Origin of the sequence: Pseudomonas sp. K2I15, assembly GCF_002204795.1 — a bacterium.
Classification (GTDB): Bacteria; Pseudomonadota; Gammaproteobacteria; order Pseudomonadales; family Pseudomonadaceae; genus Aquipseudomonas.
On record NZ_NIXO01000037.1, the window covers coordinates 22,001 to 46,880 of the forward strand.

Here is a 24,880-nt window from a genome sequence, read left to right on the forward strand (position 1 = left end):
CGTTTCCTGGATACCGCAGCAGGCTCGGAAACTACCTAGAAGGCTTTTGCACGCAAGAGGTTCGACCACAACCATCGGTCGGACGCTTATGCGGCGCCTTTTCTATGCAAAGGAACGTGCGGCTCAGCAATGGCGGGATAACGTTCAGGTGGCCTGGCGTGAATGCAACGTGCAATGTCTTTAAGCCGCACACGCCGCAAACGTGGACGTTGCGTAGCCACTAAAGGAGTGTAGGATCCAAAGACGTGTTCCTTCGGAACGCATTGCTGCGGTAGATCGCTATGCCTGTTCGCCTTCCACTCGACGCTGGAACGGCCACGCCCAAGGTGATTACCCCATCGTCTTTAGCCGATGCTGCAACGCCGGGCCCAAAACAGCGGTTGACGCCTTCCCCGCCGACTGAATCCATTGATCAAATGCGTGCGCTGAACAAAGAACTGACGGAGATGAACGATCAGCTTCGTGGCTCCCTCGAGCAGCAGCGGGCGGCGTCATTGGTGTCTCTGAATGTGCTGTACAGCATTAACATCGCTGCGATTCTGCTGGATGCCAATCTAAATATCCGTTTGTTCACCCCGGCCAGTCAGTCGCTGTTCAACATTCTTCCCCAGGACATTGGACGACCACTGGCGGACCTGCGCCCGATGGCCACTGATATCAACCTGCTGGATGATGCAAAAACCGTCTTGCGTGAGATGACCTCGCTGGAGCGAGACGTCGAATCAAGCAGTGGCGTGAGCTTTACCCGGCGGATTTCACCCTATAACAAACAAGATGATTTTGTTGAAGGGGTGGTGATTACCTTTACGGATAGCTGCGACAAAAAACAGGCCACCCAGGAGATCAAAAGCCTGACACACAAAGCGGAACTGGCAACTGCCACCAAGTCACGTTTTCTCGCCTCCGCCAGCCATGACTTACGCCAGCCGTTACAAACACTCAAGTTGTTGCAAGGGCTGTTGCTCAGCATTCTGAAAGATGAGCAGCCGCGAAAACTGACGGCCAGGATTGGCGAAACCGTGGGCGCCATGTCCGGAATGCTCAATGCGCTTCTGGATATCAACCACATTGAGACCGGCGCAATACTGGCAAACCCTGTCAGTTTCAGAATGAGTGACCTGCTGGATAGACTTGCCGATGAGTTTAGCTACAAGGCCGGTGCCAAAGGTTTGAAACTCAAGGTCGTGCCTTGTCAGCTGTTAGTTGAAAGTGATCCACGCTTATTGGAACAGATGTTGCGCAATTTACTTTCCAACGCACTGAAGTACACGCGAGAAGGCCGCATCCTCATGGGGTGCCGCCGCCACGGTGCGTGGTTGAGTATTGAAGTCTGGGATACGGGTGTCGGCATTGGCCCCCCGGCGCTGGAATCAATCCTCGATGAGGCGGTGCCGGTCGACAGCCCAAGCCTGATGCATGGCGCGGGCTTGCCGATTGTTAAGCGCTTGTGTGCGGTGTTGGGGCATCGGTTTCGTGCGCAATCGAGTCTCGCAAAAGGCTCGGCATTCGCCATTGATGTCGCCTTGTCTCGTAAGGCCATCGCTGTACCAGGCGCCGTGCCAGAAACCGTTCCACAGGAGCAAGGCCGCGTACCGGGCAGTGAAATGATCCTGGTGGTCGAGGACGACGTGGAATTGCTCGAGTTGCTGGGCGCCCTGCTCAAGTCTGAAGGTTACCAAGTCGCCATGGCGAGCGACGCGGCGACGGCGCTGGATAGTGTCATCCATGGTGGCGTGCAACCCGATCTGATCCTGGCAGACTTCAATCTGCCAGGACCGATCAATGGCTTACAAATGATCGTGCAGTTGCGCAAGAAAATGCGCCGCACTATTCCCGCGATGGTGCTGACGGGGGATATTTCGCGTCAAACCTCCCATGACGTGGCGTTTGAACACTGCACCCAGCTCAACAAACCCGCGAAACTCAAAGAGGTGATTTTTGTCATTCGGTCTCTGCTTGCACAGCAACACCAGGCGCTGGCTGAAGGCAGGCAACTCAAGGAAACCGAGCCACGCGAAACAAAGACATCCATCATCTTCGTCGTGGATCGCGATGATCTTTTTCGCGATACGATCCGCGGCGTCCTTGAGTCCAGTGACTATCTCGTCCAGGACTACGCGACATGCGAGGCGTTTTTAGCGGACTACTCGCCGGGCCTGCGCGCGTGCTTGCTCGTCGATGCTCACGCACCAGGCATGGAGGGGCTTGAGCTCCTGCACCGATTGAGGCGCACCGGCGACGACCTGCCCGCCGTAATGATCAGCGGTAGCAGCCAGGTTTCGGTCGCGGTGGATGCCATGAAGGCGGGTGCGTCAGATTTTATTGAAAAACCATTTGGCCGTAGCGACGTCCTTCACAGTGTTGCGCGCGCCCTGGAGCATGCACTCGACGCGAATAAAAAACTGGCTTGGCGCCAGGAAGCGACCCATTGCATCGAGAGCCTGACTCTGCGACAGCGACAAATCATGGACATGGTGCTGGCCGGTCACCCGAGTAAAAACATTGCGGCTGAACTGGGAATCAGCCAGCGCACGGTTGAAAATCACCGCGCCTCGATCATGAACCGTACGCGTTCCAAATCCATTCCCGCACTGGCGCGTATTGCACTTGCGGCAAACCCGCAGACCTTGGCGAAGACGGCGCATAAAAACTAAGGTGAACTTAACGAGCGCGCAGAGCATGTTGCGCGGCGTTTAAGCAAGATAGCCCCAAACCTCACTCAACCCCGCCCGTTAAAGATTCCCTCTATTGGCGGTTACTCCGTTCTTGAATTAACGTTCAACCCACCTGACCCGCGTGACTTCAACCCAGTCCACCCGCGCCCTCGATGGGCCGGCCTGATGCACCGCCACTCATTGCTCAACCAAACAGTTAACCAACTGATTAATCAGAGTAAATATGAAAGAGCAGCCTCGGCAGCTTGCATCGGCACCGCAACAAGTGGCGCACAGCCGCGCCCTTTTTCTACAACCACACCTTCTGGCTCCGTTGAGCCTGCTGTGCATTGCCCTCGCCGGCTGCACCGTCGGGCCCGATTTCGCGCGCCCCGATGTGCCGGCGAACGCCGATTATTCACGTGAAAAACTCACCGCAACCGCCAAGGCTGATATAGACGCCGGTGGCGCGGCACAGCGGCTGATCGCCGGGATGGATATTCCCGGGCAATGGTGGACGTTGTTCCGGTCACCGGCATTGAACGCCTTGGTGGAAGAAGCATTACGCGCCAACCCGGATGTCACCGCCGCTCAAGCGGCATTGCGCCAGGCCAATGAGTTGGTCTATGCCGACCAGGCGTCGCTGTTCCCCTCCGTCAGCGGTAATGTGCAAAAAGCCCGGGAGAAAGTATCGGGGGTCACGTCGGGCATTCCGGAGTCGCCGATTCTCACGGTCAGTTCCGCGTCGCTGAGCGTGTCCTATGCGCCAGACGTGTTCGGCGGCACGCGCCGGCAAATCGAATCCACCTCGGCGCAAGCCGAGTACGAACGCTTCCAGCTGGAGGCGACGTACCTTACGTTGACCTCCAATGTGGTCAATACCGCGGTCAGCCTCGCGTCGATACGCGATCAAGTCGCCGCCACCGAAGAAATCATCCGGATCCAGAGCGGCCAGCTCGACCTCTTGCAGGCGCAGCGCCGGCTGGGCGCCATCGGCGACACCGACGTGCTCACGCAGCAGACCGCATTGGCGCAAACCCGTGCCAGCTTGCCGCCCCTGCAAAAGCAACTGGCGCAGACCCGCAACCAATTGATGGCCTACCTCGGCCGGTTTCCCAACCAGGACCGGGACGAGCGCTTCAACCTGGCCTCGCTGCACCTGCCGGAAGAACTGCCCCTCAGCCTGCCCTCGGCCATCGTCGGCCAGCGGCCGGATGTGCGTTCAGCGCAGGCGCAACTACACCAAGCCAGCGCCAATATTGGTGTGGCCGTCGCCAACCAGTTGCCGCAGTTCAGCATTACCGGCTCGGTGGGTTCTACGGTGGCCAGCGGGACCAAGTTGTTTTCGGCGGGCAGCGGCGTCTGGAGCCTTGCCGGGTCGATCACCCAGCCGATCTTTGACGCCGGCGCACTCGAACATCGTAAACGTGCGGCTGTGGCGGCCTACGACGAGTCGGCGGCCCGCTACCGTGGCACGGTGATTGGTGCGTTCCAGGATGTGGCCAACGCGCTGCGGGCGCTGGAGGCTGATGCCGATGCGCTCAACCAGCAGGTGGTGGCTGAGCGCTCCGCGCAGGCCAACCTGGACCTGGTGCAGGCGCAGTTCAAGCTCGGCGCCGTAGCGTACATCAACCTGCTCACGGCCCAACAAACTTATCAGAACACCGTGCTTGCCCGCGTCAAGGCGCAGGCCTCCCGCTACAGCGATACCACGGCGCTCTTCCAGGCATTGGGTGGCGGCTGGTGGAACCGCACGGACGTGGACCCTGCCACGAAGGGCCGCCCGGATCGTTTCGGCCTGCCGTCGTGGCACGAGATCATGCCGGCCAACAACAAGGCAGCGCCTGCCGATTCGGCACGGTTCGACTGAACTGAAATCTTGAAACAGCGAGAATACCCATGGCTGACGTCATTACTGCCTCTCCCCTGTCCCCCGAGCCCGGCGCCCCGCGCAAGCGTCGACTATGGCGGCCGATGCTCATCATGGTGGTGGTGGTACTGGTGATTGTCGCGATCATCGCCGGGGTGAAGTTCGTGCAGATTTCGGCGCTGATCGCCCAGTCCAAAATGCCCTTGCCTGCCTCCGTGGTCACGGCCATGAAGGTGCCGTTCAGCGATTGGCAACCCAATGTCACTGCCGTGGGCTCCATGAAAGCGGTCAGAGGGGTGGATGTGACTACAGAAGTGGGCGGCATCGTGCGCACCATCGGCTTCACGCCGGGGCAAGCCGTGGCGGCCCAGGCGCTGCTGGTGCAGTTGAATGCCGACTCTGACATCGCGCAATTGCATTCCCTCGAGGCCACTGCCGACCTGGCGGTGATCGTCCTCAAACGTGACAAGGCCCAGCTCGCCGTCAACGCCATCTCCCAGGCCCAAGTGGACACCGACACCGCCGACCTGAAAGCCAAACTCGCCGCCGCCGAGCAACAGCGGGCGCTGGTGGCGAAAAAAACCATTCGCGCACCGTTTGCCGGGCGTATCGGGATTACCAGCGTCAACCCCGGCCAATACCTCAACCCCGGCGACAAGATCGCCACGCTGCAAACCTTCGATCCCATCTACATCGACTTCACGGTGCCGCAGGCCCAGCTGGAGGCCATCGCCATCGGCCAAGGGGTTTCGGTGACGGCCGACGGCCTGTCCAATCAAGCCTTCACGGGCAAGATCAGCACCATCGACACCCAGTTCGACTCAACCACACGCAACGTCACTGTGGAAGCGACCGTCGACAACCCGAAACAAAGCCTGGTGCCCGGGATGTTTGCTCGCGCCGTGGTCACCTCCGGAGCCACCCAGCGCTACCTCACGGTTCCGCAGACGTCGGTCACCTACAACCCTTACGGCACAACAGTGTTCATCGCCACATCGGCCAAGAACGACAAGGGTGAGGACGTACTCACCGCGCAACAAACCTTCATCAAGACCGGGCCGACCCGGGGCGATCAGGTGGCGATCCTATCCGGCGTGAAAGAAGGCGACCTGCTGATCACCAGCGGCCAGATGAAGCTTAAAAATGGCTCGCCGGTGAAGGTCGATAACAGCAGCGCGCCGCTGAACGACCCTGCACCGACTCCCCAAGAACACTAAAGGTGTCCCATGAAGCTTACCGATACCTTTATTCAGCGACCGGTCTGGGCCATCGTGGTCTCGCTGTTCATCCTGATCCTGGGGCTGCGCTCGATCTTCGAGTTGCCGGTGAACCAATGGCCACGCACCGAAAATACCGTGGTCACCATCACCACCGCTTACTACGGCGCGGACGCGTCCACGGTTGCGGGCTTCATCACCCAGCCGCTTGAATCGGCCATTGCCCAGGCCCAGGGCATCGACTACTTGTCCTCTACGAGCATCACCGGTGTCTCAACCATTACCGCCACGCTGCGGCTGAACTACGAGGCCAGCAAGGCACTCACCGAGATCAATACCCAGGTCAACTCGGTCAAGAACCAACTGCCGGCACAGTCCCAGGAGCCGGTGCTGACGGTGGCGGTCGGGCAGACCACTGACGCGATGTACCTGGGGTTCTACAGCGACACCCTGGCCACCAACAACATCACCGATTACCTGGTGCGGGTGGTCAAGCCCAAGCTGGATTCGATCCAGGGCGTGCAAACTGCAGAGATTCTTGGCGGGCGCCAGTTCGCCTTGCGCGCCTGGATGGACCCCAACAAACTCGCGGCGCATAACGTGACGGCGCAGGACGTGTCCACCGCCCTGGCCAACAACAACTACCTGTCTGCCGTCGGCTCCACCCGCGGGCAAACGGTAACGGTCGACCTGACGGCCGGGACCGACTTGCACACGGTGGACGAATTCAAGCGGCTGGTAATCAAGCAGAAAGGCGATGCGCTGGTGTACCTGGAGGACGTGGCCACGGTCACCCTGGGTGCCGAAAGCTACGACAGCAGCGTGGCGTTTTCCGGCAAGCGTTCGGTGTTCATCGGCATCAAGGCGGCGCCGAATGCGAACATCCTGACGGTGGCCGACAGCGTGCGCCAGGCCTTCCCCGAGCTGCAATCCCAGTTACCCACCGGGGTGCGCGGCGAGATCGTGTATGACTCCACGGAGTTCATCAACACCTCGATTTATGAGGTGGTGAAAACCCTGGTAGAGGCGATGATCATTGTCTCGGTGGTGATCTACCTGTTCCTCGGCTCGTTCCGCGCGGTGATTGTGCCATTGGTGGCGATACCGCTGTCGCTGGTCGGGACCTTCTTCATCATGTACCTGCTGGGTTACTCGATTAACCTGCTGACCCTGCTCGCCCTGGTATTGGCGATCGGCCTGGTGGTGGACGATGCGATTATCGTGGTGGAAAACGTCGACCGGCATATCAAGGAGGAAGGCAAAGGCGTGCTGGAGGCGGCGCTGGTCGCGGCGCGGGAACTGGGTGGGCCGATCATCGCGATGACCGTGGTATTGATTGCCGCCTACGTCCCCATCGGGCTGCGCAGCGGCCTTACCGGTGCACTGTTCAAGGAATTCTGTTTCTCGCTGGCGGGTGCCGTGACCGTATCGGCTGTGGTGGCGCTGACGCTCTCGCCGATGATGACTTCCCGGCTGTTCAAATCCGGGCAGGAAGAAGGTCGTTTTGCGCGCAAGCTCGATCAATACTTTGACTGGTTGCGGGGCCGTTACCACCGCGTACTTTCCGGCGGCCTGAACGTATGGCCGGTGCTGGTGACGTTTGGCTTTGTGCTGTTTTTGCTGGTGGCCGCCAGTGGCATGACCGCCAAAAGCGAACTGTCGCCCACCGAAGACCAGGGGTTGGTGTTCATGCAGATCAAAGGCCCGCCGACCGCCTCGCCTCAGCAGATGGAGCGGATTGCCGACCAGGCTTTCCAGATCGCCAACAAAGAGCCTGAATACGCGCAGATGTTCCAGCTGACCGGGCTGCCCATCCTCAATCAAGGCCTGGGCGGCGTGCTGCTCAAAACCTGGGGCGACCGCACGCGCTCCCAAGCGCAACTGATATTGGACCTGCAGCAAAAATGGAATCAGGTACCGGGCGCCACCATCGCGGCGTTCCCGCTGCCGTCGCTGCCGGGTGTCCAGGGGTTGCCGGTGCAGTTTGTGATCACCACCACCGACTCGGTAGAGAACCTCAACGAAGTCGCGCAAGCGGTGGTGGCCGAGGCACAGAAACAACAGCTGTTCTATTTCTCCGACATGGACCTGAAACTCGACAAGCCACAAGCCAAGCTGGTGGTCGACCGGGAAAAAATTGCCGCACTGGGCATGACCCAGGCCGATGTCGGAGCGGCGCTGTCTGCCGCTCTGGGCGGCAACTACGTGAACTACTTCTCCACCGCCGGGCGCTCGTACAAAGTCATTCCCCAGGTGTTGCAGGTTGACCGTCTGAACCCCGATCAGATTCTCGATTACTACATTCGCACACCCGCAGGTGCGATGATTCAGGCGCGCACCGTGGCGCATATCGAAACCTCGACGCAGCCGGAATCGATCAACCACTTCCAGCAACTCAACTCGGCGACCCTGTCGGGCGTCAGTGGCGTGGCCCAGGGCGAACTGCTGGCGAAACTGAACACGATCCTGACCAACATTGCGCCCTCGGGCTACACCTCGGACTTTTCCGGCGAGTCGCGTCAGTTCATACAGGAGTCCGGCGGGTTCTTCGGGTTGCTGATGTTCTCGATCCTGATTGTCTACCTGGCCCTGGCCTTCCAGTTCGAGAGCTTTCGCGACCCGGTGGTGATTCTGTTCTCGGTGCCCCCTGCTCTCTTTGGCGCGCTGGCCTTTATCACCATGGGGTTTGCCTCCATCAACGTGTACACCCAGGTGGGCCTGGTGACGCTGTTGGGGTTGATCACCAAGCATGGGATTCTGATCGTGCAGTTTGCCAACGAGTTGCAGCGCGCAGGTCACAGCAAGCGTGAGGCGATTGAGGAAGCTGCCGGCGTGCGTCTGCGGCCTATCCTGATGACCACGGCCGCGATGGTGTTGGGCGTGGTGCCGCTGGTTTGGGCTTCGGGCGCCGGGGCTGCGGGGCGGCATGACATGGGCCTGGTGATCTTCGCCGGGTTGTCGATCGGCACCGTGCTGACGCTGTTTATGGTACCGGCGATGTATATGTTTATTGGCTCCACGCATCATCAGGAAGTTGAGCGGCCGTTCCCTGGCCAAGATGAAGAGGTGCTTTAACCGCCCATGCAACCGGCACCCCAGATCCTGTAGTCAAACTTTTTCAACTCGCCTGATGGCGTCTTGTAGATCATTGAAGCATCGGTGATGCCGCAGGCTGACGGGTTCGAATCGATGCGAATCACTTCGGCAATATCATGCCTGTTGAGTGTCGAGACCGCCGTAGGCTGTTGGTTTAACGCGAAAACATTGGCGCTTAGCAGCGCGCAGCCGAACAAAATGACGCGGGATGGAGTTTTCATAAAAGGTGCTTGGTAGTGGATGGCGAGCCATATTAAGTAGGTATCAGGCGCTTGATCTGTAGGAACTGTCCGAGAGGTAACAAGATTTAACGCTCTTGTTAACACTGGCCGGATTATTTTCCAAAATCCTTAACACCTACTTAATAAACCACTACGCGGCAGCCTCGCTTCAATAGTTCATCGGCGAACTACTCACCACCCGCAGCGCCAACCCTTCATACGCATCCAGCGTGATGGTGAAGTCACCCTCGGGGGTCAAATCGCCTTCTACCCGCTCATTGATGATGTCCACCACCGGCCCGGGCGCAATATTGGGCAGGTGCAGGGTTTCGGTGATGGGCGTGGAGCCAAAGTTAAGCGCGGTGATCTGGGTGCCTTTACCCGCCGGCAGCTCGTGCACCATGATCAACAGCCCCGGGTGCTGCACGTCCGGCACCAGAATCTGGCGACTGGCGGCGATGTCGTAGGCACGGCGCACTGCAAGGATTCTTTGCAACTGCGAGGCAAACGAATCCGGGTCGGTCAACTGGCTGGTCAGGCTGCCATACAACGTTTTGGGGCGCGGCATTTGCCCGGCGGATTGCGGCGCATCCGGGTTCAGGTCCACCAGGTCGTAGGCACCACGGTGAATCCAGCGCGTGTCGCCATCAAGCATCAAATGCGCGACCTCCTCCGCCGGCAACGGCAGCGCGCCTACCAAGTCCCAGCCGGACAGCGCAAACACCCCCGGCTGCATCGCGTTGTACATCACCAGTAGCAGGTGGATCTGGCGTATCTGTTGGATATCCGCCGTGGTAATCGCCTCAAGGTCGCGAATCCCCAGCGCCGCCGTGATGATACTGGTGGTGGTGCAGGAGACCCCATTGGTCACGAACTTCAGGTTATACGGCGCGTGTTCACCGGCCAGGCGCTCATACATCTGCTCGCGGATATGCTCGCGCAGGATGCCGCCAGGGAACGTCTGCCCTTGGTACAGGTAGGTGTCATGGGCGTGCAGCGTCCAGAAATGCACCAGTTCAAGGGTCAGTTCGTCATGGTTCTGCAAGGCGTGGATCAGCGAGCCGGGGTCGATGCCAAGGGTATGCATCTCCCGCAGCATCAGGCGCAGGAATTCCGTGTCGCCCATCAATAACGCATGCTGGTACGCCGGCCGGGTGATGAAGTCGTAGGACAGGTCGGCACCGCCGTGGGACATGGCGGCGATATCGTCCACCGTCAGGTTCAGTTCCTGGAAGCTGAAGCCGCCCGCCTTGCGAATCGCGCCACCGAGTAGCTGATTGCCAGTGATCGACAGCGGATGGCTTTCAGACCAGGCGTTACCTTCGAGTTTTCGCTCTACGCCGAGGAATCCGTTGGCGTCCAGACGCAGGATTTTCGCGCCCATTACGTCAATGGCGTGCAGTGCGTCGCCAATGATCATCTGCTGCGCGGCGAAGGTCGGGTCCAGCCAGTTCAGCGACGGCTGCCCCTCCTTGAAGTAATGCAGGTACACCCAGCGCCGGGGTTTGCCATCCACGCCAATCACCACATCGGTCGCGCTCCAGTCGGTTTCCTTGACTCCAGGCTCGAAGAAAATCACCCGCTGCAACTGGCCGACGATGTAGTGCTTGTCTCTGAGCGCGTCGACCTGCGGCGGGCTGAGGTTCTGTGCATCGCGGCCCTCGCTGATCTCGGGCAGCAATGGCCAGTCTTCCTCGCGGATTTCCACCATGTGGTAGAGCCCGGGGTAGTCTTCGTAGGCCATCTCGGCCAGGCGGAAATCTGCACCTTTGCCGGTGTGGGACGGGATAACATCGTCGATGATCACTGCGTTATGCGCGGCGGCCATGCGGGCCAGCGATTGAAGCTGGGCCTCGGTGCCCAACTGCGGGTCGATGTCGAAGCTGATGCGGTCAAAGTTGCCGTCAATGGTCGGCGTGTGCCTGGTGCCAGTCAGGCCGCCCGAGCGTTTCAGCGGGCCATTGTGAATGCCCTGGATGCCGATTTTCGACAGCGCATGCCACAAGGTTTCATCTCCCAGGGCCTCCAGCACGCTGCCATTTTCCCGGGTAACGATGGACGCCGGGTACGCCGTGAACCACACCGACGCCAGGGCGGAAGCATCACGGGGCCGAGTATGTGCATAAGGCTGTTGCCACAATCTGCCTTGCCCCGAGTAGAGTTTGGCCCGCTGTTTGGCGGCGTGCAGCATCGATTGTTCCACCAGCCAGGTCACATGATTGTTATCAGCATCCGTCATACATCGATCACCTGCGGTCATGAAGTATTCGGTTGTGGCGACTGCATTTGAACTTGCATCGCCGCACCGTTGGTTATTGTATGAGGGCCTGGGCGGCCATTCGTTGCATTGGCCGTCACCCATCATCAAGACTGAGGCCTGCACGTGGACTATTTCGCAGCGTTAACCGCCTTTGTCGAAGCCGCCGAGGGCAATAATTTTTCCCGTGCCGCTGACCGGCTTGGCATCAAGGCTTCCACCGTTTCACGCTACGTGAAGGACCTGGAACTGGACCTGGGCATCGCCCTATTCAACCGCTCGACCCGCACGCTGCACCTGACTGAAGGTGGCCAGACGTTTTTGATGCACGCCCGTCGGGTGCTGGACGAACTGGAACAGGCCAAGGCGGCCACCTCCGCGCTGAATGAGCATCCCCGTGGCTTGCTCAAGCTCAACCTGCCGCCGGCCTTTGCCCGCCACCATGTGCTGCCCACCTTGAATACGTTCCTGGCCCGCTACCCGCAGATCAAGCTGGAGCTGGTGCTGGATGACACCCACGTCAACCTGATTCACGCCGGCGCAGACCTGGCGATACGCATTGGCACCCTGGCGGATTCCACATTGAAGGCACGCAAGATCTGCGATGAAACCTGGCGGTTGGTGGTCAGCCAGGCGTTCTGCCTGGAGCACCCGGCGCCGTCCAACCCAGCGGAACTGGCTGCGCTGCCGGCGATTCTGGGGCGGGATGTCGCGGCTGATATTGCGTTTGCCAACGGGCATGAGGTCTCGCCGTTGGTGCATAAAGACTGTATCCGGATCAACGATCTGGACGCACAGCTGATCGCCGCGCAGCAAGGCCTGGGGTTTGCCTTGCTGCCCGACTGGTTGGTGGCCACGCGCATAGAAGCCGGTGCCCTGATGGTGTGGTTACCTGAGTGGAATATCCGTATCGCAGCCCGCCAATCGGCGGTGTGGTTCGTCTATCCACCCAAACGTATCGTGTCGTCCAAGGTGCGGTGCTTCATCGACTTTATCGTCGAGCAGCTAGGCGAAACACCGCACTGGAAACGCGTCAACTAAACCGGATATCCAGTGAGCGCAGGTAGGTTTGCAACCCTGCGTCCTGGATCGGAATCAGGAAGGCCTCCGTGTCGGACTCGTTGAAGTGGGCATGCCAGTAGCCTGGAGGCGTCACGAACGCCAGGCCCGGCGACCAGTCAACCCGCACCGGATTGCGGATTTGCCCGTCGGCGTCCAGTTCGGTGCCCACCAGCGAGTAGCAACCCTTGGGGCAATCGATGATGAAATCCAGCGCAATCGACTGGTGCCGATGGGGCTTTTGAATCGACCCGGCGGGCAGAATCCCGTACATCGCCCACAGCACATGGGTCACGGTGCGGGTCTGCGGGAAATGGCGGTTGCCCAGCAGGATGCTGATACGGCTGCGGTCCTGGGCGCGGGGATCATCGGCGGCTTCACGCAGTTTTGCGTTGGCCAACTCTGCCGGGTACAGCGTCGGTATGAAGCGATCGGCGCTGCGGGTCACGCCCAGGTAGCGCAACAGCGGCTCGTCATGTACGTAGTACAGGCGAGCATCCTGTGAGGCACGAAAGCTCGCTTGCAGCAGACCCGGCAACGCAATAAAGCAGCCCTTGGACCATTCGATCTGATGCTCGCCCTGGACCACGCTGCCCTCCCCGGCGATCACATAAAAAACCTGTGAGGTGGCATTGGGCTGCAGGTTAAGCGTATCGCCTGCGTTCAGCCGAATGAAGTTCGCGCACAGCCCCGGGCCGGTCGCCGGGCCTTCGCAGCCCAGTGCGTCGCTGAGGTCCAGCGGGACCACTCTGGACGGGCCGCTGTCGTACAGCGAGGCCGGGAAGCTGTGGTAGGGAATCCGGGTAATCAGGTTGGCGCTGATGGGATTGGCGGCTTTGCTGTATTCGAAGTATTCGGCGTCGAGCAGGTGCAGGGGCGGGGTATCGGCTAGGGCTGGCTTGAATTCGCTATTCATTATGATCACCTCAATCTACGGCTGGATTTCGCGATGCCCCGTGGGGCATTGCGGCGGTGAAAGAACTATAGGCACTCAACGGCGGTAGATTAATCCCTTATGCGGCACAGCAGTTATGCGAAAGGGGGCAGGTGCGAACCCCTCCTCCGGCACTGAAAATTTGATTTGATCAACTATAAAAGTGCAACTTTATTTAAAAGTTAAATATATCTACATTTAACGCTCATAAAAAATCCGCCGCAGAAGACTGCGGCGGCAAACCAAAGGATTTTGTCGAAGCAGAGCGGCTAAGACAGTGCCAAAACTACAGCAGCGTGCGCGGTAGCATAGTGAATTTTAATTAATCGAGTTTAACCATCCCTTCACTGGTTCTTTATCGCGAACCGGTTAAAAATCACACATTCCGCAAAGGACTGCGCCGCCCGCCTGGGTGGCCATGGCGAAAAATACAACACGCGAATCAGGCGTGTAACGCTAAACTTAATACATCCTTCCGAAACGTTATAGGCGCCATAAAACTAAGATCGTGCACCTGCGCACGCAACGAGTAGCGATTAATCAACTAGGAAAGTAACAACCATGGTTAAACAGTGGAGGGCTATTAGCGCTGATAATTGGCTTTGGCAAACTCAGTAACGGATCAGGTATGCGCCAAGGGCTTTATTGACGGCACCAGCCTTACGGGTTGCTGCGCAACTATTACATGACTCGTAACCGGGAAAATGGCACGGTGGATAAAGAAAAGGCCTGGGTTTGCCCCAGGCCTTTTTTTCGGGGACGATACCGGCCTTCTGTCTTCCGTCACCCAAGAGATTCCCATGGCCAACCACGACCTCGCCTTCACCCCCGACCTCGACCCGGACTCCATCTCCAGCGACGTGATCGGCTTCAACGGCATCCTCGTCTCCACGCAAATCCCCACTCGCGCCGACGGCAGCCTGGAACTGGGCGATATCACTCTGCAAAGCGAATGCACCCTGCAAGCCCTCAAGGTTGCCCTGGAACGCGCCGGCAGCTCGATTGACCGGGTCATGCACCTGACCATCTACCTGACCGACATGGCCGACCGCGCCGCGTTCAACGAAGTCTACAAACGCTATTTCGCCAAGCCTTGGCCGGTACGTGCAGCCGTGGGCGTTGCGGCCCTGGCTGTGGAAGGCATGCGCGTGGAAGTCACGGCGATGGCGGCCAAAGTGTAAGAGCGAGCTTACTCGCGAAGGTCGTTAACAATGACGCTGGCAGCTTGAAGCTACGTGGCAGCCTCAGCTTTTTCGCAAGTAAGCTCGCTCCTACGGAGAAGCGGTGCTATAGGATAACGCGCAGGTGCCTGTAGGGGATTTCACCGCTACAATGCCCGCCTCAACCGTGACAAGCCTGACTAAAAAAACTATGTCCTTGCCCAAGCATCACCTGGAATTGCTCAGCCCTGCCCGCGATGTCGCCATCGCCCGCGAGGCCATCCTGCATGGCGCCGATGCCGTGTACATCGGCGGCCCGAGTTTCGGCGCGCGCCATAATGCCTGCAACGAGGTGAGCGATATCGCGCAGTTGGTGGCGTTTGCCCGGCGCTACCATGCGCGGGTGTTCACCACCATCAACACGATCCTGCACGACAACGAGCTGGAGCCGGCCCGCAAGCTGATCCACCAGCTCTACGATGCCGGTGTCGACGCGCTGATCGTCCAGGACCTGGGGGTGATGGAGCTGGATATTCCGCCCATCGAGCTGCACGCCAGCACCCAGACCGACATCCGCACCCTGGGCCGGGCCAAGTTCCTCGACCAGGCCGGGTTCTCGCAGTTGGTATTGGCCCGCGAGCTGAACCTGCAAGAGATCCGTGCGATTGCCGATGAAACCGATGCCGCCATCGAGTTTTTCATCCACGGCGCCTTGTGCGTGGCCTTCTCCGGCCAGTGCAACATCTCCCACGCCCAGAATGGCCGCAGCGCCAACCGTGGCGATTGCTCCCAGGCGTGCCGCCTGCCCTACACCTTGAAGGATGACCAGGGCCGTGTGGTTGCCTTTGAAAAGCACCTGCTGTCGATGAAAGACAACAACCAGAGCGCCAACCTGCGCGCCCTGGTAGATGCCGGCGTGCGTTCGTTCAAGATCGAAGGCCGCTACAAGGACATGGGTTATGTGAAGAACATCACCGCCTATTACCGTCAGCGCCTGGACGAGATTCTCGAAGACCGCCCGGACCTGGCTCGCGCCTCCAGCGGCCGCACCGCGCATTTCTTCCTGCCAGACCCGGAAAAGACCTTCCACCGTGGCAGCACCGACTACTTCGTCACCGACCGCAAAGTCGACATCGGCGCCTTCGACACCCCGACCTTTACCGGCCTGCCGGTGGGTGTGGTGGAGAAAGCCGGCAAGCGTGACTTGCAAGTGGTCACCCATGAGCCGCTGTCCAACGGCGACGGCCTCAATGTGCTGATCAAGCGCGAAGTGGTGGGTTTTCGCGCCAACATCGCAGAAGCCAAGGGCGAGTTTGAAGAAGACGGCGAGAAGCGCTACCGCTACCGCGTCGAGCCCAACGAGATGCCGGCCGGCTTGCATCAACTGCGGCCGAATCACCCGTTGAACCGTAACCTGGACCATAACTGGCAGCAGGCGTTGCTCAAGACCTCCGCCGAGCGCCGTATCGGCGTGTCGTGGGTTGCCCGTTTGCAGGAAGATCGCCTGGACCTGACCGTCACCAGCGAGGAAGGCATCAGCGCCAGCGTCGCCCTGCCCGGCCCATTTGGCGTGGCCAACAAGCCGGAACAGGCACTCGAGACCCTGCGCGACCTGCTGGGCCAACTGGGCACCACCCAGTACCACGCCACCGCGATCGAACTGGATGCACCGCAGGCGTTCTTCATTCCGAACTCGCAGCTCAAGGCCTTGCGCCGTGAAGTCATCGAGGCGCTGACCGAGGCGCGTATCCAGGCCCATCCACGGGGTGGCCGCAAGGCCGAAACCACGCCGCCGCCGGTGTACCCGGAATCGCACCTGTCATTCCTGGCCAACGTCTACAACCAAAAGGCTCGCGACTTCTATCACCGCCACGGCGTGCAACTGATCGATGCGGCGTACGAAGCCCACGAAGAAACCGGCGAAGTGCCGGTGATGATCACCAAGCACTGCCTGCGCTTCTCGTTCAACCTGTGCCCCAAACAGGCCAAGGGTGTGACCGGCGTGAAGACCAAGGTGGCGCCGATGCAGTTGATCCACGGCGATGAAGTACTGACGCTGAAGTTCGACTGCAAGCCGTGCGAAATGCACGTGATCGGCAAGATCAAGGGCCATATCCTCGGCTTGCCGCAACCGGGCAGCGTGGTGGGTTATATCAGCCCGGACGACCTGCTCAAGACCATTCCACGCGGTACGCACTGACCGGGAGGCGAGTGTCACGCTACGGCGTAGCGCTCACCACCGCCTTGGTTCGCCACCACCAACCCCGCTGTAACCCGGCTGCGGCGAGCAAAATCGCTGCCACGCCGAGCCATTGCAGCCAGCCCAGGCGATGCCCAAAGGCAATCCAGTCGACAAAGATTGCCGCGATCGGGTAGATAAACGACAGCGCCCCGGTGATTGCCGTGGGCAACTTCTGAATCGCGCCATACAGCAACACGTACATCAAACCGGTGTGCACCGCGCCTAAGGTCAGCAGTGCCGCCCAGGCATCGATCGACGCCGAGAGGCTTTGCCATTGCATCAACGGCGCGAGCAGCAAGGCGCCCGTGGTCACCTGAATCAGCGCCATCAAATGCGGCGGCACGTCCTTCAAACGCTTGATGATCAGCGCCGCAATCGCATACAGGAAGGCCGCGCCCAGCGCCAATGCCACGCCCACCAGGTAGTCATCCCCGGTGTTTTGCTGATCGCCATGGGCGGTGACGATGGCGAGCATCCCGACAAATGCCACGCTCAGCCAGGCGAGCTTTTGCACGGTGATTTTCTCGCCCAGAAACACCGCCGCCAGCATCACCAGCATGAACGGCTGCACGTTATACACCGCCGTACTGATGGAGATTGAAGCCCTCGCGTACGACTCAAACAGCAGCAACCAATTGCCCACAATCGCCACGCCGCTGAGCATCGCCAGCCCCAGCTTTGGGTAACTCAGCAGGTCCAGGCGCAAATAACCCATCAGCCAGCACACCACCAGTAACGTCACCGCACCGATCACGCAGCGCCAGAACACCACTTCGACAACGGGCACCCCCGACACCAGCACGAACCAGCCGATGGTGCCGGATATCAGCATGGCGGCGACCATTTCCCATGATCCGCGACGTATGGATTTGTCCATGATTGAGCTCCTCAAATGAGGCTCAATTATGGCAATCTCGCTAGCAGCGACTCCAGATACTAAATAAGGCGAACCTTGTATTTCGCCTATTCTTATTAGGCAAACCAGGGCAAACACTTTTGGAGCAACCATGATTGACAGCATTGACCAGCAATTGATCGCCGCGCTGATGGATGATTCGCGCCTTTCCCTCAAGGCATTGGCAGGCATCACGGGGCTCTCCTCCCCCAGCGTCGGCGAGCGGCTGCGGCGCCTGGAAGAGCGCGGCGTGTTGAAAAACTACACCGTGGACATCGACCCCAAGCATTTCGGCTATTTGCTGCAAGCCATCGTGCGCATTCGCCCCTTGCCCGGGAAATTGCAGGAAGTGGAACGGCAGATCCAGGCGATCCCCGAGTTCACCGAATGCGACAAGGTGACCGGCGACGACTGCTTCATCGCGCGCCTGCATGTGCGCACCATGGATCAACTCGACACGCTGCTGGACCGGCTCAACGTGTATGCCGAAACCAACACCGCCATCGTCAAGAAAACCCCGGTGAAACGCCGGTTGCCGCCACTCGGCGACTCATGACTTTCAGTCACTTATGCAATGACGGGGTCGGTGGCCTCGCCGCGCAACTGTTGCAGCAGCACTGGGCCGGGCGCCGGGTAGTGGAACTGGAAGGCCAGTGGGTCAGCCCGAACGACATCGCCCGCACCTTGACCGAAGTGCTCAACCGTGGCGTGACTGCGCAGGTGGTGCCGCGCGATACCTGGGAGCCGATGTTTCGTGAGCAAGGTGCGCAGAATCCAATGCCGCGCATGCGCATGATCGATGGGCTTAATGAAGGCTGGATCTGCTTTGAGCATGCCGAGGTGGTCAAGGGTGAGACCACGTTGCTGAGGGTGCTGCGCGAGTTGGCTGCAAAAACCTGACACCGCCATCGTTAACGACCTTCGCGAGCAAGCCCGCTCCCACACTGGACCGCGCCGTGCCTATTCGTGCAAAGCCTTGGCGGCAACCAGCAACCCCTGGAATTTTCGATAACGCGTCTGCAACACGACCCGTTGAGTGCCGTCCGGGAAAAACCGCTTCTTGACCGGCATGCCCGCCTGCAAAAGCGCCGCGCCCTGCCCACCCGCCAGAAACCCCAACTTGGCTGCTCCAATACACGCGCTCAACTCACTGCCGTGTAACGTGAAGATCTCCCGCTCAAGAATATTGGCCAGCAACTGCGCCCAATACTCACTGCGAGCGCCACCGCCAACCAACGCGCAAGCGCCTACCGTAGCCCCGGCCGACTGCACCGCATTCAACGCATCCAGCAGGCCAAACCCAACCCCTTCCATCACCGCATACCCAAGCATCGCAGGCGTGCAGTCATGCCCCAAATTCATAAACCCACCACGCAACAACGGATCATTATGCGGCGTACGCTCACCCGCCAGATACGGCAAAAACAGCGGATTGGAAACCGGTACACCTCGCCCGATCGGCAACGCGACCTGCACCTGATCCAGCAACGCCTGCTCATCAGCAGACCCGGTCAACCGCGTCACCCAACGCAAACAACTGGCCCCGGCCAACATCGCGCCCATGGTGTACCAGCGGTTGGGCAGTGCATGGCAAAAGCTGTGCACGGCGCTCGCCGGATTTCCCGCCGCATGGTCGGTAATCGCAACGATGGCCGCACTGGTACCAAGGGTGATAAATGCGTCACCGGCATTCACCGCGCCGATGCCCACCGCTGCGACCGGGTTATCCCCGCCACCGCCGGCAATCACCAGGCCCTGCGCCAAGCCCAATCGCCCCGCCGCAGCGGCATTCAAATGAGCGCTGGCCGCCCCACCCTCCACCAGCCTTGGCATCTGCGCCAATCGCAAACCCGTTGCCCGCAACATGGGCTCAAACCATTCCCGGCTGGCCACATCCAGCCACAACGTCCCGGCCCCATCGGACACATCACTGACACGCTCGCCACTCAAGCGCAGGCGCAGGTAATCCTTGGGCGACAGTACGCAGCCAATCGCCTCGAATACGATAGGCTCGTGCTGCTGCAGCCACAGCAGTTTCGGCGCGGTAAGGCCGGCCATCGGCAAGCTGCCAGTGACGTCGGCAAACTCGCTGCCCAAGGCCTCAGCCTGTGCCATGGCGCGGGAGTCGTCCCAAAGAATGGCCGGATACAACACCCGATCGTCATCCCCCAACAGCACGGCACCGTGCATTTGCCCGGACAAACCGATACAGCTCACCCGGCCATAAGCCTGCGGCTGATCCGCACGCAACTGGTCCAGGGCACGGAGGCACGCTTGCCACCAATCCTCAGGATCCTGCTCGGACCAGCCGCTGTGCAGACGCGATATCGTCAACCGCGCCCCCGCATGGGCGAGGACGCTGCCATGCTCGTCCATCAAGATCGCCTTGAGTTCCGAGGTACCAAGATCAATGCCAAGGGAAACCGGGTTGTTCATATCAGGGGCAGCCGCATGAATTACGAATCTTCAGGGTGGGCGCGAGCCGCACGCTGTGTTTTTTACGCTTGGGCGACGCCATGCGCTCAAGCAGCAGGTTGACCGCTCGGGCGCCCAGTTCCTGGACCGGCTGCGCGATCAACGTCAGGCGCGGCACAAAGAAATCCGCCCATTCAAAATCATCGAAGCCCACCAAGGCCATTTGCCCGGGTACATCGATGTGCGCATCACGCAAGGCGTGCATTGCACCGAGGGTCATCAGGTTATTGCCCGCCATGATTGCCGTGGGCGGTGTTGCCAACGCCAATAACTGCGCCGTGGCGTGGCGCGCAGGCTCGCTGCTGGAACCACCATTGACCAGCAACTGCGGATCAAATGGTAACCCCGCCGCCTGCAACGCGGCTTGATACCCAGCAACGCGCTCAGCGGAAGTGCCAAGCCCCGCTCGCCCGGAAATAAAACCGATGCGCCGGTGACCATGCTCGATCAAGTGCGCCACCAAGGCCTGGGTGGACAGTGTGTTTTCCACTCCGACCTGATCAAAACGGTCGCTCATCATTCGGTCCACCAGCACCGCCGGCACTTCATTGACCTGCAAGTACTCAAGTGCCGACGAACCGGTAGACGGCGCCAGCAGAATGCCGTCCACCCGCCGATGATGCAGCGTCGTGACCACCTTCAATTCCTGCTCGGGATCGTCATGGGTATCGACAAACAGCATCATGTAGCCGTGCTTGGCGCACTCGGTTTCAATCGCGTGCACCGTTTCACTGAAGTAATGGTTGGACAGTGCCGAGATCGCCACACCAATCGTATTGGTGGTGGACCTGGCCAGGGAGCGCGCCAGCGTATTGGGGATGTAGCCCAACTGCCGGATCGCGCTCTGCACCGCTTGCACCGTGTCCGGGCTGACCTTGCGGGTGCCGTTCAAGACGTGGGAAACCGTCGATGTCGACACCCCAGCAATTCTTGCCACATCCTCCATGGTTGCCACGGTACTCACTCCTGCGCGCTTTTAATGTTTGCTTGACCAACCGCTGTAGGAACCTACGTTTTCGCGGGTGATCAATTTTGGCGCCAGCAGGGTAACCGCTTCGGCGGGTTGTTTGTCATTGAGAATGTCGTTGCCGACGTTAACCGCCGTCTGGGCCATGGCCCATGGGTCCTGGCTGGCGGAGGCCTGGATCATGGTGTCAGTCTTCAGGGCATTCTCGATGTCCGGCGCGCCGTCCACGGAAGTAATGATGATGCCGCTACGCTTGAGCTGCTTGGCGGCCAGGTCGCTGCCGATGGCTTGCGGGTCGTTAATTGCAAACAGGCCGTCGATTTTCTGGAAACGCGTCAGGTAGCCCTGCATCACGTTCAAACCGCCTTCGCGGGAGCCTTTGCCGTCCTGGTCATCAGACAGCACCTTGATATCCGGCGCCGAAGCCAGGGCCGCTTTACAGCCTTTGACGCGATCGGTCACGGCCGTCACTTGCGGGCCGTTCTGGATAATCACGTTGCCCTTGCCCGAGAGCTTGTCGACGATGAACTGGCAGGCGAGCTTGCCGGCTTCGACGTTGTCGGTCTGCACCGTGGCGTTCACGCCCTTGGCGTCGACGTCCACCGCCACCACCACGATCCCCGCGTCACGGGCTTTCTTGATCGCCGAGGCCATGGCCGACGGATCGACGGCGTTGATCAGGATCAGGTCGACCTTGGACGAGATGAAGTTATCGATCTGCGAGAACTGCTTGCTCAGGTCGTAGTCGGCCGACACCGAGGTCACCTTGACCGCCGGGTTCAGCTCCTTGGCCCGGGCCGTGGCGCCGTCGGCCAGGGTCACGAAGTACGGGTTGCCGAGGGAACCCATGCTGATGCCGATGGCTTTCAGTTCACGGGCTTCCACGGCTTGGGACATCAACACGGCAACGCCCAGGGAGGCGACAACAGGAAAAATGCGTTTGAAGTTCATGATGACTCTCTTGTGATTGTTGTTTGAGTGAAATCAGGTCCGCGCACCGGACTGGCGATAACGATCCAGCGCCACCGCGCCAATGATCACGATGCCTTTGATGATGTACTGCCAGATATCCGACACGCCAAGCAGCACCAGGCCGTTGGTCAATACCGCGATGATCAGCGCGCCAATCAGCGTGCCGCCGATGGTGCCGACGCCACCGGTGAAACTGGTGCCGCCGAGGATTACCGCAGCGATCGCATCCAGCTCATAGGATTGCCCCAGTTGCAGGCCATTGGCGGCGAACAGGCGTGAGGCACTCATCACCGCGCCCAGGCCAGCCAGGGCGCCGGACATGGCATAGACGAAGAGCAAGACTTTCCACACCTTGATCCCCGACAAGCGCGCCGCTTCCGGGTTGCCACCGACGGAATAGATCTGCACGCCCATCACCGTGCGCCGCAGGATGAACCACGACAGCGCGACAACAGCCACGGCGATAATCACCAGCCATGGCACGCCCAGCACCGAATCGTTGCCGATAAAGGCAAACGGCAGGTCCGGGTTGAACACTGTTTTGTCGTCGGCCAGCAAACGCGCCAAACCGCGCATGGCCGTCAGTGCACCCAGAGTCACAATAAACGGCGGCAGGCGCATAAAGGCGATCAGCCCGCCGTTGACCAGGCCCAGCAACAGGCCGAAGCCAATCCCGGCGGCAATCCCGAACATACCGAATTGCGGCGACATCGAGGCTTGCAGCGCGACCACGGCTGAGGCCGCGAGAATCGCCCCCACCGAAAGGTCGATACCGGCCGTGAGGATCACAAAGGTCATGCCCGCCGCCAGCACCACGTTGACCGACGCCTGCTGGGTGATGATCGACAGGTTCTGCACCGTCATGAAGTTTTCGCTGGCCAGGGCAAAGCCCACCAACAGCAGCACCAGCACCGGCAACATGCCCACCGTGCGCATCAGTTCCCGAATACGCTCAGCCTTGCCGATCGTTGCCACAGTCATGGTGTTGCTCCCGCTTGTAGTTGAATTAGCCATGGGCGACCACCTGCTCGCTGCCGGTGGCGAGGTCGATAATCGCCTCCTGGGAAATATCCAGCCCCGATGCCCCGCCTACCTCGGCCACCAGTTGCCCTTCGCGCATGATCAGCACGCGGTCGCAGGTGCCAATGATTTCCGGCAACTCGCTGGAGATCACCACGATGCCGACTCCGGCTTTGGCCAACTGGTTGATGATGCGGTAGATCTCGGATTTGGAACCGATGTCCACGCCCCGCGTAGGCTCGTCGAGGATCAGCACATGCGGCTTGACCTCCAGCAGCCGCGCCAGCAGCACCTTCTGCTGATTGCCACCGGACAACGCGCCGACATTGACCTTGCCCGACGCCACACGGATCGACAGCGACTTGATCGCGTCGTTAGCCCGTTGCGCACCGTGGCCACGGTCGAGCACGCCGCCGGCATGCGCATCCGGCACACAGGCGCAGACGTTGATGTTGTCGGCCACGCTCATGTCGAGAAACAGGCCCTGGGCCTTGCGGTCTTCGGTGAGGTACACCACGCCGGCACGGATCGCGTCCGCCGGGTTGCGCAGTTGGGTCACGGTCTTGCCGACCACCTCCAGCGTGCCGGAGGTGCGTGGGTCGGCGGCAAAGATCAGCCGCGCCAGCTCGGTACGGCCGGCGCCCACCAGCCCGGCGATGCCCAGCACTTCACCGGCGTGCAGGTCGAAGCTGCAGTTGCGCACGCGCTTGCCGTCGGCCATGTCACGCACGCGCATCACCACTTGGCCCGGGTCGTAGGCGGCATGTTCTTTCTTGTAGAAGCCGGAAAGGTCGCGACCCACCATCATCTTCACCAGCACCTCGGCGGACAGCACGTCCCGCGCCAGTTCGCCGACGTACTCGCCGTCACGCAGCACCGAGACCCGGTCCGACAGCTCGTAGATTTCCGCCATGCGGTGGCTGATATAGATGATCGCCAAACCCTGGCTGCGCAGCTGTTTGATCAGCGCAAACAGGCGGTCGGTCTCGCGGGATGACAGCGGCGTGGTGGGCTCGTCCATCACCAGGATTTTTGCGTGGGCATGCAGGGCGCGGGCGATTTCCACCAGTTGGCGCTCGGCGATGGACAGGCTGGTGACGCGGGTGGTGGGCAGAAACTCCGCGCCGAGCCTTGCCAGCACCTCGGCAACCCCGGCTTCCATGCCCTTGCGGTCGATGGTCCAGCCACGGCGCAGTTCACGGCCCAGGTAGATGTTCTCGGCCACCGTGAGGTTCGGGCACAGGCTTAGTTCCTGGTAGATCACGGCAATGCCGAGGGCTTTTGCGGAGGCGGGATTGTAGCTGGCGACGGGCTGGCCATCGATACGGATAGTGCCGCCGTCGTCGGCCTGGTAGGCACCGGAAAGGATCTTCATCAGCGTCGATTTGCCGGCGCCGTTCTCACCCATCAAGGCGTGGATTTCACCGGGGTAGACTTTCAGGCTGACGTTCTTGAGCACCCGCAGGCCATTGAAGGTCTTGCTGATGCCGTGCATTTCAAGCAAGGGGTCAAGGCTCATGACTGAGCTCCTGGTTTTATTATTTTTGTGTTCAAGCGTTTGCCAATGGCACTCATCGGCAGACCTGATTACTGCCGACTCTAATTCAGTTACATTTGTTTACGCAAGCGCTTGCGTGAGCCGTTTATCGTTTGATTAAACGTTTCACCTAATGAATAAATGCTCATATCGCTGATATAGAGCGGCTAATCGCAAACAAACCGAACCCTCTTTATCTGAATCTATTCATTCAAGGTATTTTTTCGAAAAACGGTATGCTTTTGGCCATAAAAAGACAGGTCGTTTGCTGTTTATCTGCTATCGTCCAAAGACCTCATCTCCT

18 protein-coding genes are annotated in these 24,880 nt (G+C 60.0%); 9 read left to right on the plus strand and 9 right to left on the minus strand.

Annotated features, from left to right (window positions below):
* Nucleotides 1-281 precede the first annotated feature (281 nt).
* From CEC48_RS20625 to CEC48_RS20640, 4 genes are all read left to right on the plus strand, one after another.
* On the plus strand, nt 282-2,654 hold the full coding sequence (locus CEC48_RS20625) for a response regulator (protein WP_256579757.1): 2,373 nt from the start codon (nt 282-284) through the stop codon (nt 2,652-2,654).
* Between the two features lie 244 nt (nt 2,655-2,898).
* Complete coding sequence (locus CEC48_RS20630) at nt 2,899-4,524, plus strand: efflux transporter outer membrane subunit (RefSeq protein ID WP_256579758.1); 1,626 nt, start codon at nt 2,899-2,901, stop codon at nt 4,522-4,524.
* A 29-nt stretch (nt 4,525-4,553) separates the two neighbouring features.
* Entirely contained in the window at nt 4,554-5,741 is a 1,188-nt protein-coding gene (locus CEC48_RS20635; RefSeq protein WP_088425428.1) for an efflux RND transporter periplasmic adaptor subunit, read from the plus strand.
* A gap of 9 nt (nt 5,742-5,750) precedes the next feature.
* The gene (locus CEC48_RS20640) at nt 5,751-8,816 is read left to right on the plus strand and encodes an efflux RND transporter permease subunit (RefSeq protein WP_088425429.1); all 3,066 of its coding nucleotides are present in this window, start codon (nt 5,751-5,753) and stop codon (nt 8,814-8,816) included.
* Here the strand turns inward: CEC48_RS20640 and CEC48_RS20645 are convergent.
* Both CEC48_RS20645 and treS read right to left on the minus strand, forming a co-directional pair.
* Nucleotides 8,813-9,058: a DUF2790 domain-containing protein gene (locus CEC48_RS20645; RefSeq protein ID WP_088425430.1), complete on the minus strand. Its 246-nt coding sequence runs from the start codon at nt 9,056-9,058 to the stop codon at nt 8,813-8,815. The two genes, CEC48_RS20640 and CEC48_RS20645, sit on opposite strands and share 4 nt — an antisense overlap.
* 169 nt (nt 9,059-9,227) lie before the next feature.
* Entirely contained in the window at nt 9,228-11,297 is a 2,070-nt protein-coding gene (gene treS, locus CEC48_RS20650) for a maltose alpha-D-glucosyltransferase (RefSeq protein ID WP_088425431.1), read from the minus strand.
* 144 nt (nt 11,298-11,441) lie between these two features.
* Here treS and CEC48_RS20655 point away from each other — a divergent pair, with 144 nt between their 5' ends.
* Nucleotides 11,442-12,356, plus strand: coding sequence for a LysR family transcriptional regulator (locus CEC48_RS20655; RefSeq protein WP_088425432.1), 915 nt, complete (start codon nt 11,442-11,444; stop codon nt 12,354-12,356).
* Here the strand turns inward: CEC48_RS20655 and CEC48_RS20660 are convergent.
* Complete coding sequence (locus CEC48_RS20660) at nt 12,349-13,290, minus strand: cupin (RefSeq protein ID WP_088425433.1); 942 nt, start codon at nt 13,288-13,290, stop codon at nt 12,349-12,351. The genes CEC48_RS20655 and CEC48_RS20660 overlap by 8 nt on opposite strands.
* Nucleotides 13,291-14,108: 818 nt before the next feature.
* Between CEC48_RS20660 and CEC48_RS20665 the strand changes: the two genes are divergently transcribed.
* Nucleotides 14,109-14,489 (plus strand): RidA family protein, encoded by a 381-nt coding sequence (locus CEC48_RS20665; RefSeq protein ID WP_088425434.1) that lies wholly within the window; start codon nt 14,109-14,111, stop codon nt 14,487-14,489.
* A 190-nt stretch (nt 14,490-14,679) separates the two neighbouring features.
* Nucleotides 14,680-16,668 (plus strand): U32 family peptidase, encoded by a 1,989-nt coding sequence (locus CEC48_RS20670; RefSeq protein ID WP_088425435.1) that lies wholly within the window; start codon nt 14,680-14,682, stop codon nt 16,666-16,668.
* A 19-nt stretch (nt 16,669-16,687) separates the two neighbouring features.
* Here CEC48_RS20670 and CEC48_RS20675 read toward each other — a convergent pair whose 3' ends face one another.
* Nucleotides 16,688-17,587, minus strand: a complete 900-nt coding sequence (locus CEC48_RS20675; RefSeq protein WP_088425436.1) for a DMT family transporter — start codon at nt 17,585-17,587, stop codon at nt 16,688-16,690.
* A gap of 130 nt (nt 17,588-17,717) precedes the next feature.
* Between CEC48_RS20675 and CEC48_RS20680 the strand changes: the two genes are divergently transcribed.
* Together CEC48_RS20680 and CEC48_RS20685 are read left to right on the plus strand one after the other, a co-directional pair.
* The gene (locus tag CEC48_RS20680; RefSeq protein ID WP_088425437.1) at nt 17,718-18,161 is read left to right on the plus strand and encodes an Lrp/AsnC family transcriptional regulator; all 444 of its coding nucleotides are present in this window, start codon (nt 17,718-17,720) and stop codon (nt 18,159-18,161) included.
* Nucleotides 18,158-18,505: a hypothetical protein gene (locus CEC48_RS20685; protein WP_256579759.1), complete on the plus strand. Its 348-nt coding sequence runs from the start codon at nt 18,158-18,160 to the stop codon at nt 18,503-18,505. Before CEC48_RS20680 ends, CEC48_RS20685 begins: the two co-directional genes overlap by 4 nt.
* Before the next feature lie 60 nt (nt 18,506-18,565).
* Here CEC48_RS20685 and xylB read toward each other — a convergent pair whose 3' ends face one another.
* Genes xylB through CEC48_RS20710 form a run of 5 tightly spaced genes read right to left on the minus strand, consistent with a single transcriptional unit; the run spans nt 18,566 to nt 24,558 of the window.
* On the minus strand, nt 18,566-20,041 hold the full coding sequence (gene xylB / locus CEC48_RS20690; protein ID WP_088425438.1) for a xylulokinase: 1,476 nt from the start codon (nt 20,039-20,041) through the stop codon (nt 18,566-18,568).
* A gap of 1 nt (nt 20,042) precedes the next feature.
* Entirely contained in the window at nt 20,043-21,035 is a 993-nt protein-coding gene (locus tag CEC48_RS20695; RefSeq protein ID WP_088425439.1) for a LacI family DNA-binding transcriptional regulator, read from the minus strand.
* 21 nt (nt 21,036-21,056) lie between these two features.
* Nucleotides 21,057-21,998, minus strand: coding sequence for an ABC transporter substrate-binding protein (locus tag CEC48_RS20700; RefSeq protein ID WP_088425440.1), 942 nt, complete (start codon nt 21,996-21,998; stop codon nt 21,057-21,059).
* 33 nt (nt 21,999-22,031) lie between these two features.
* On the minus strand, nt 22,032-23,000 hold the full coding sequence (locus CEC48_RS20705; protein ID WP_088425441.1) for a ribose ABC transporter permease: 969 nt from the start codon (nt 22,998-23,000) through the stop codon (nt 22,032-22,034).
* 25 nt (nt 23,001-23,025) lie between these two features.
* Nucleotides 23,026-24,558, minus strand: a complete 1,533-nt coding sequence (locus CEC48_RS20710; protein ID WP_088425442.1) for a sugar ABC transporter ATP-binding protein — start codon at nt 24,556-24,558, stop codon at nt 23,026-23,028.
* Between the last annotated feature and the right edge of the window lie 322 nt (nt 24,559-24,880).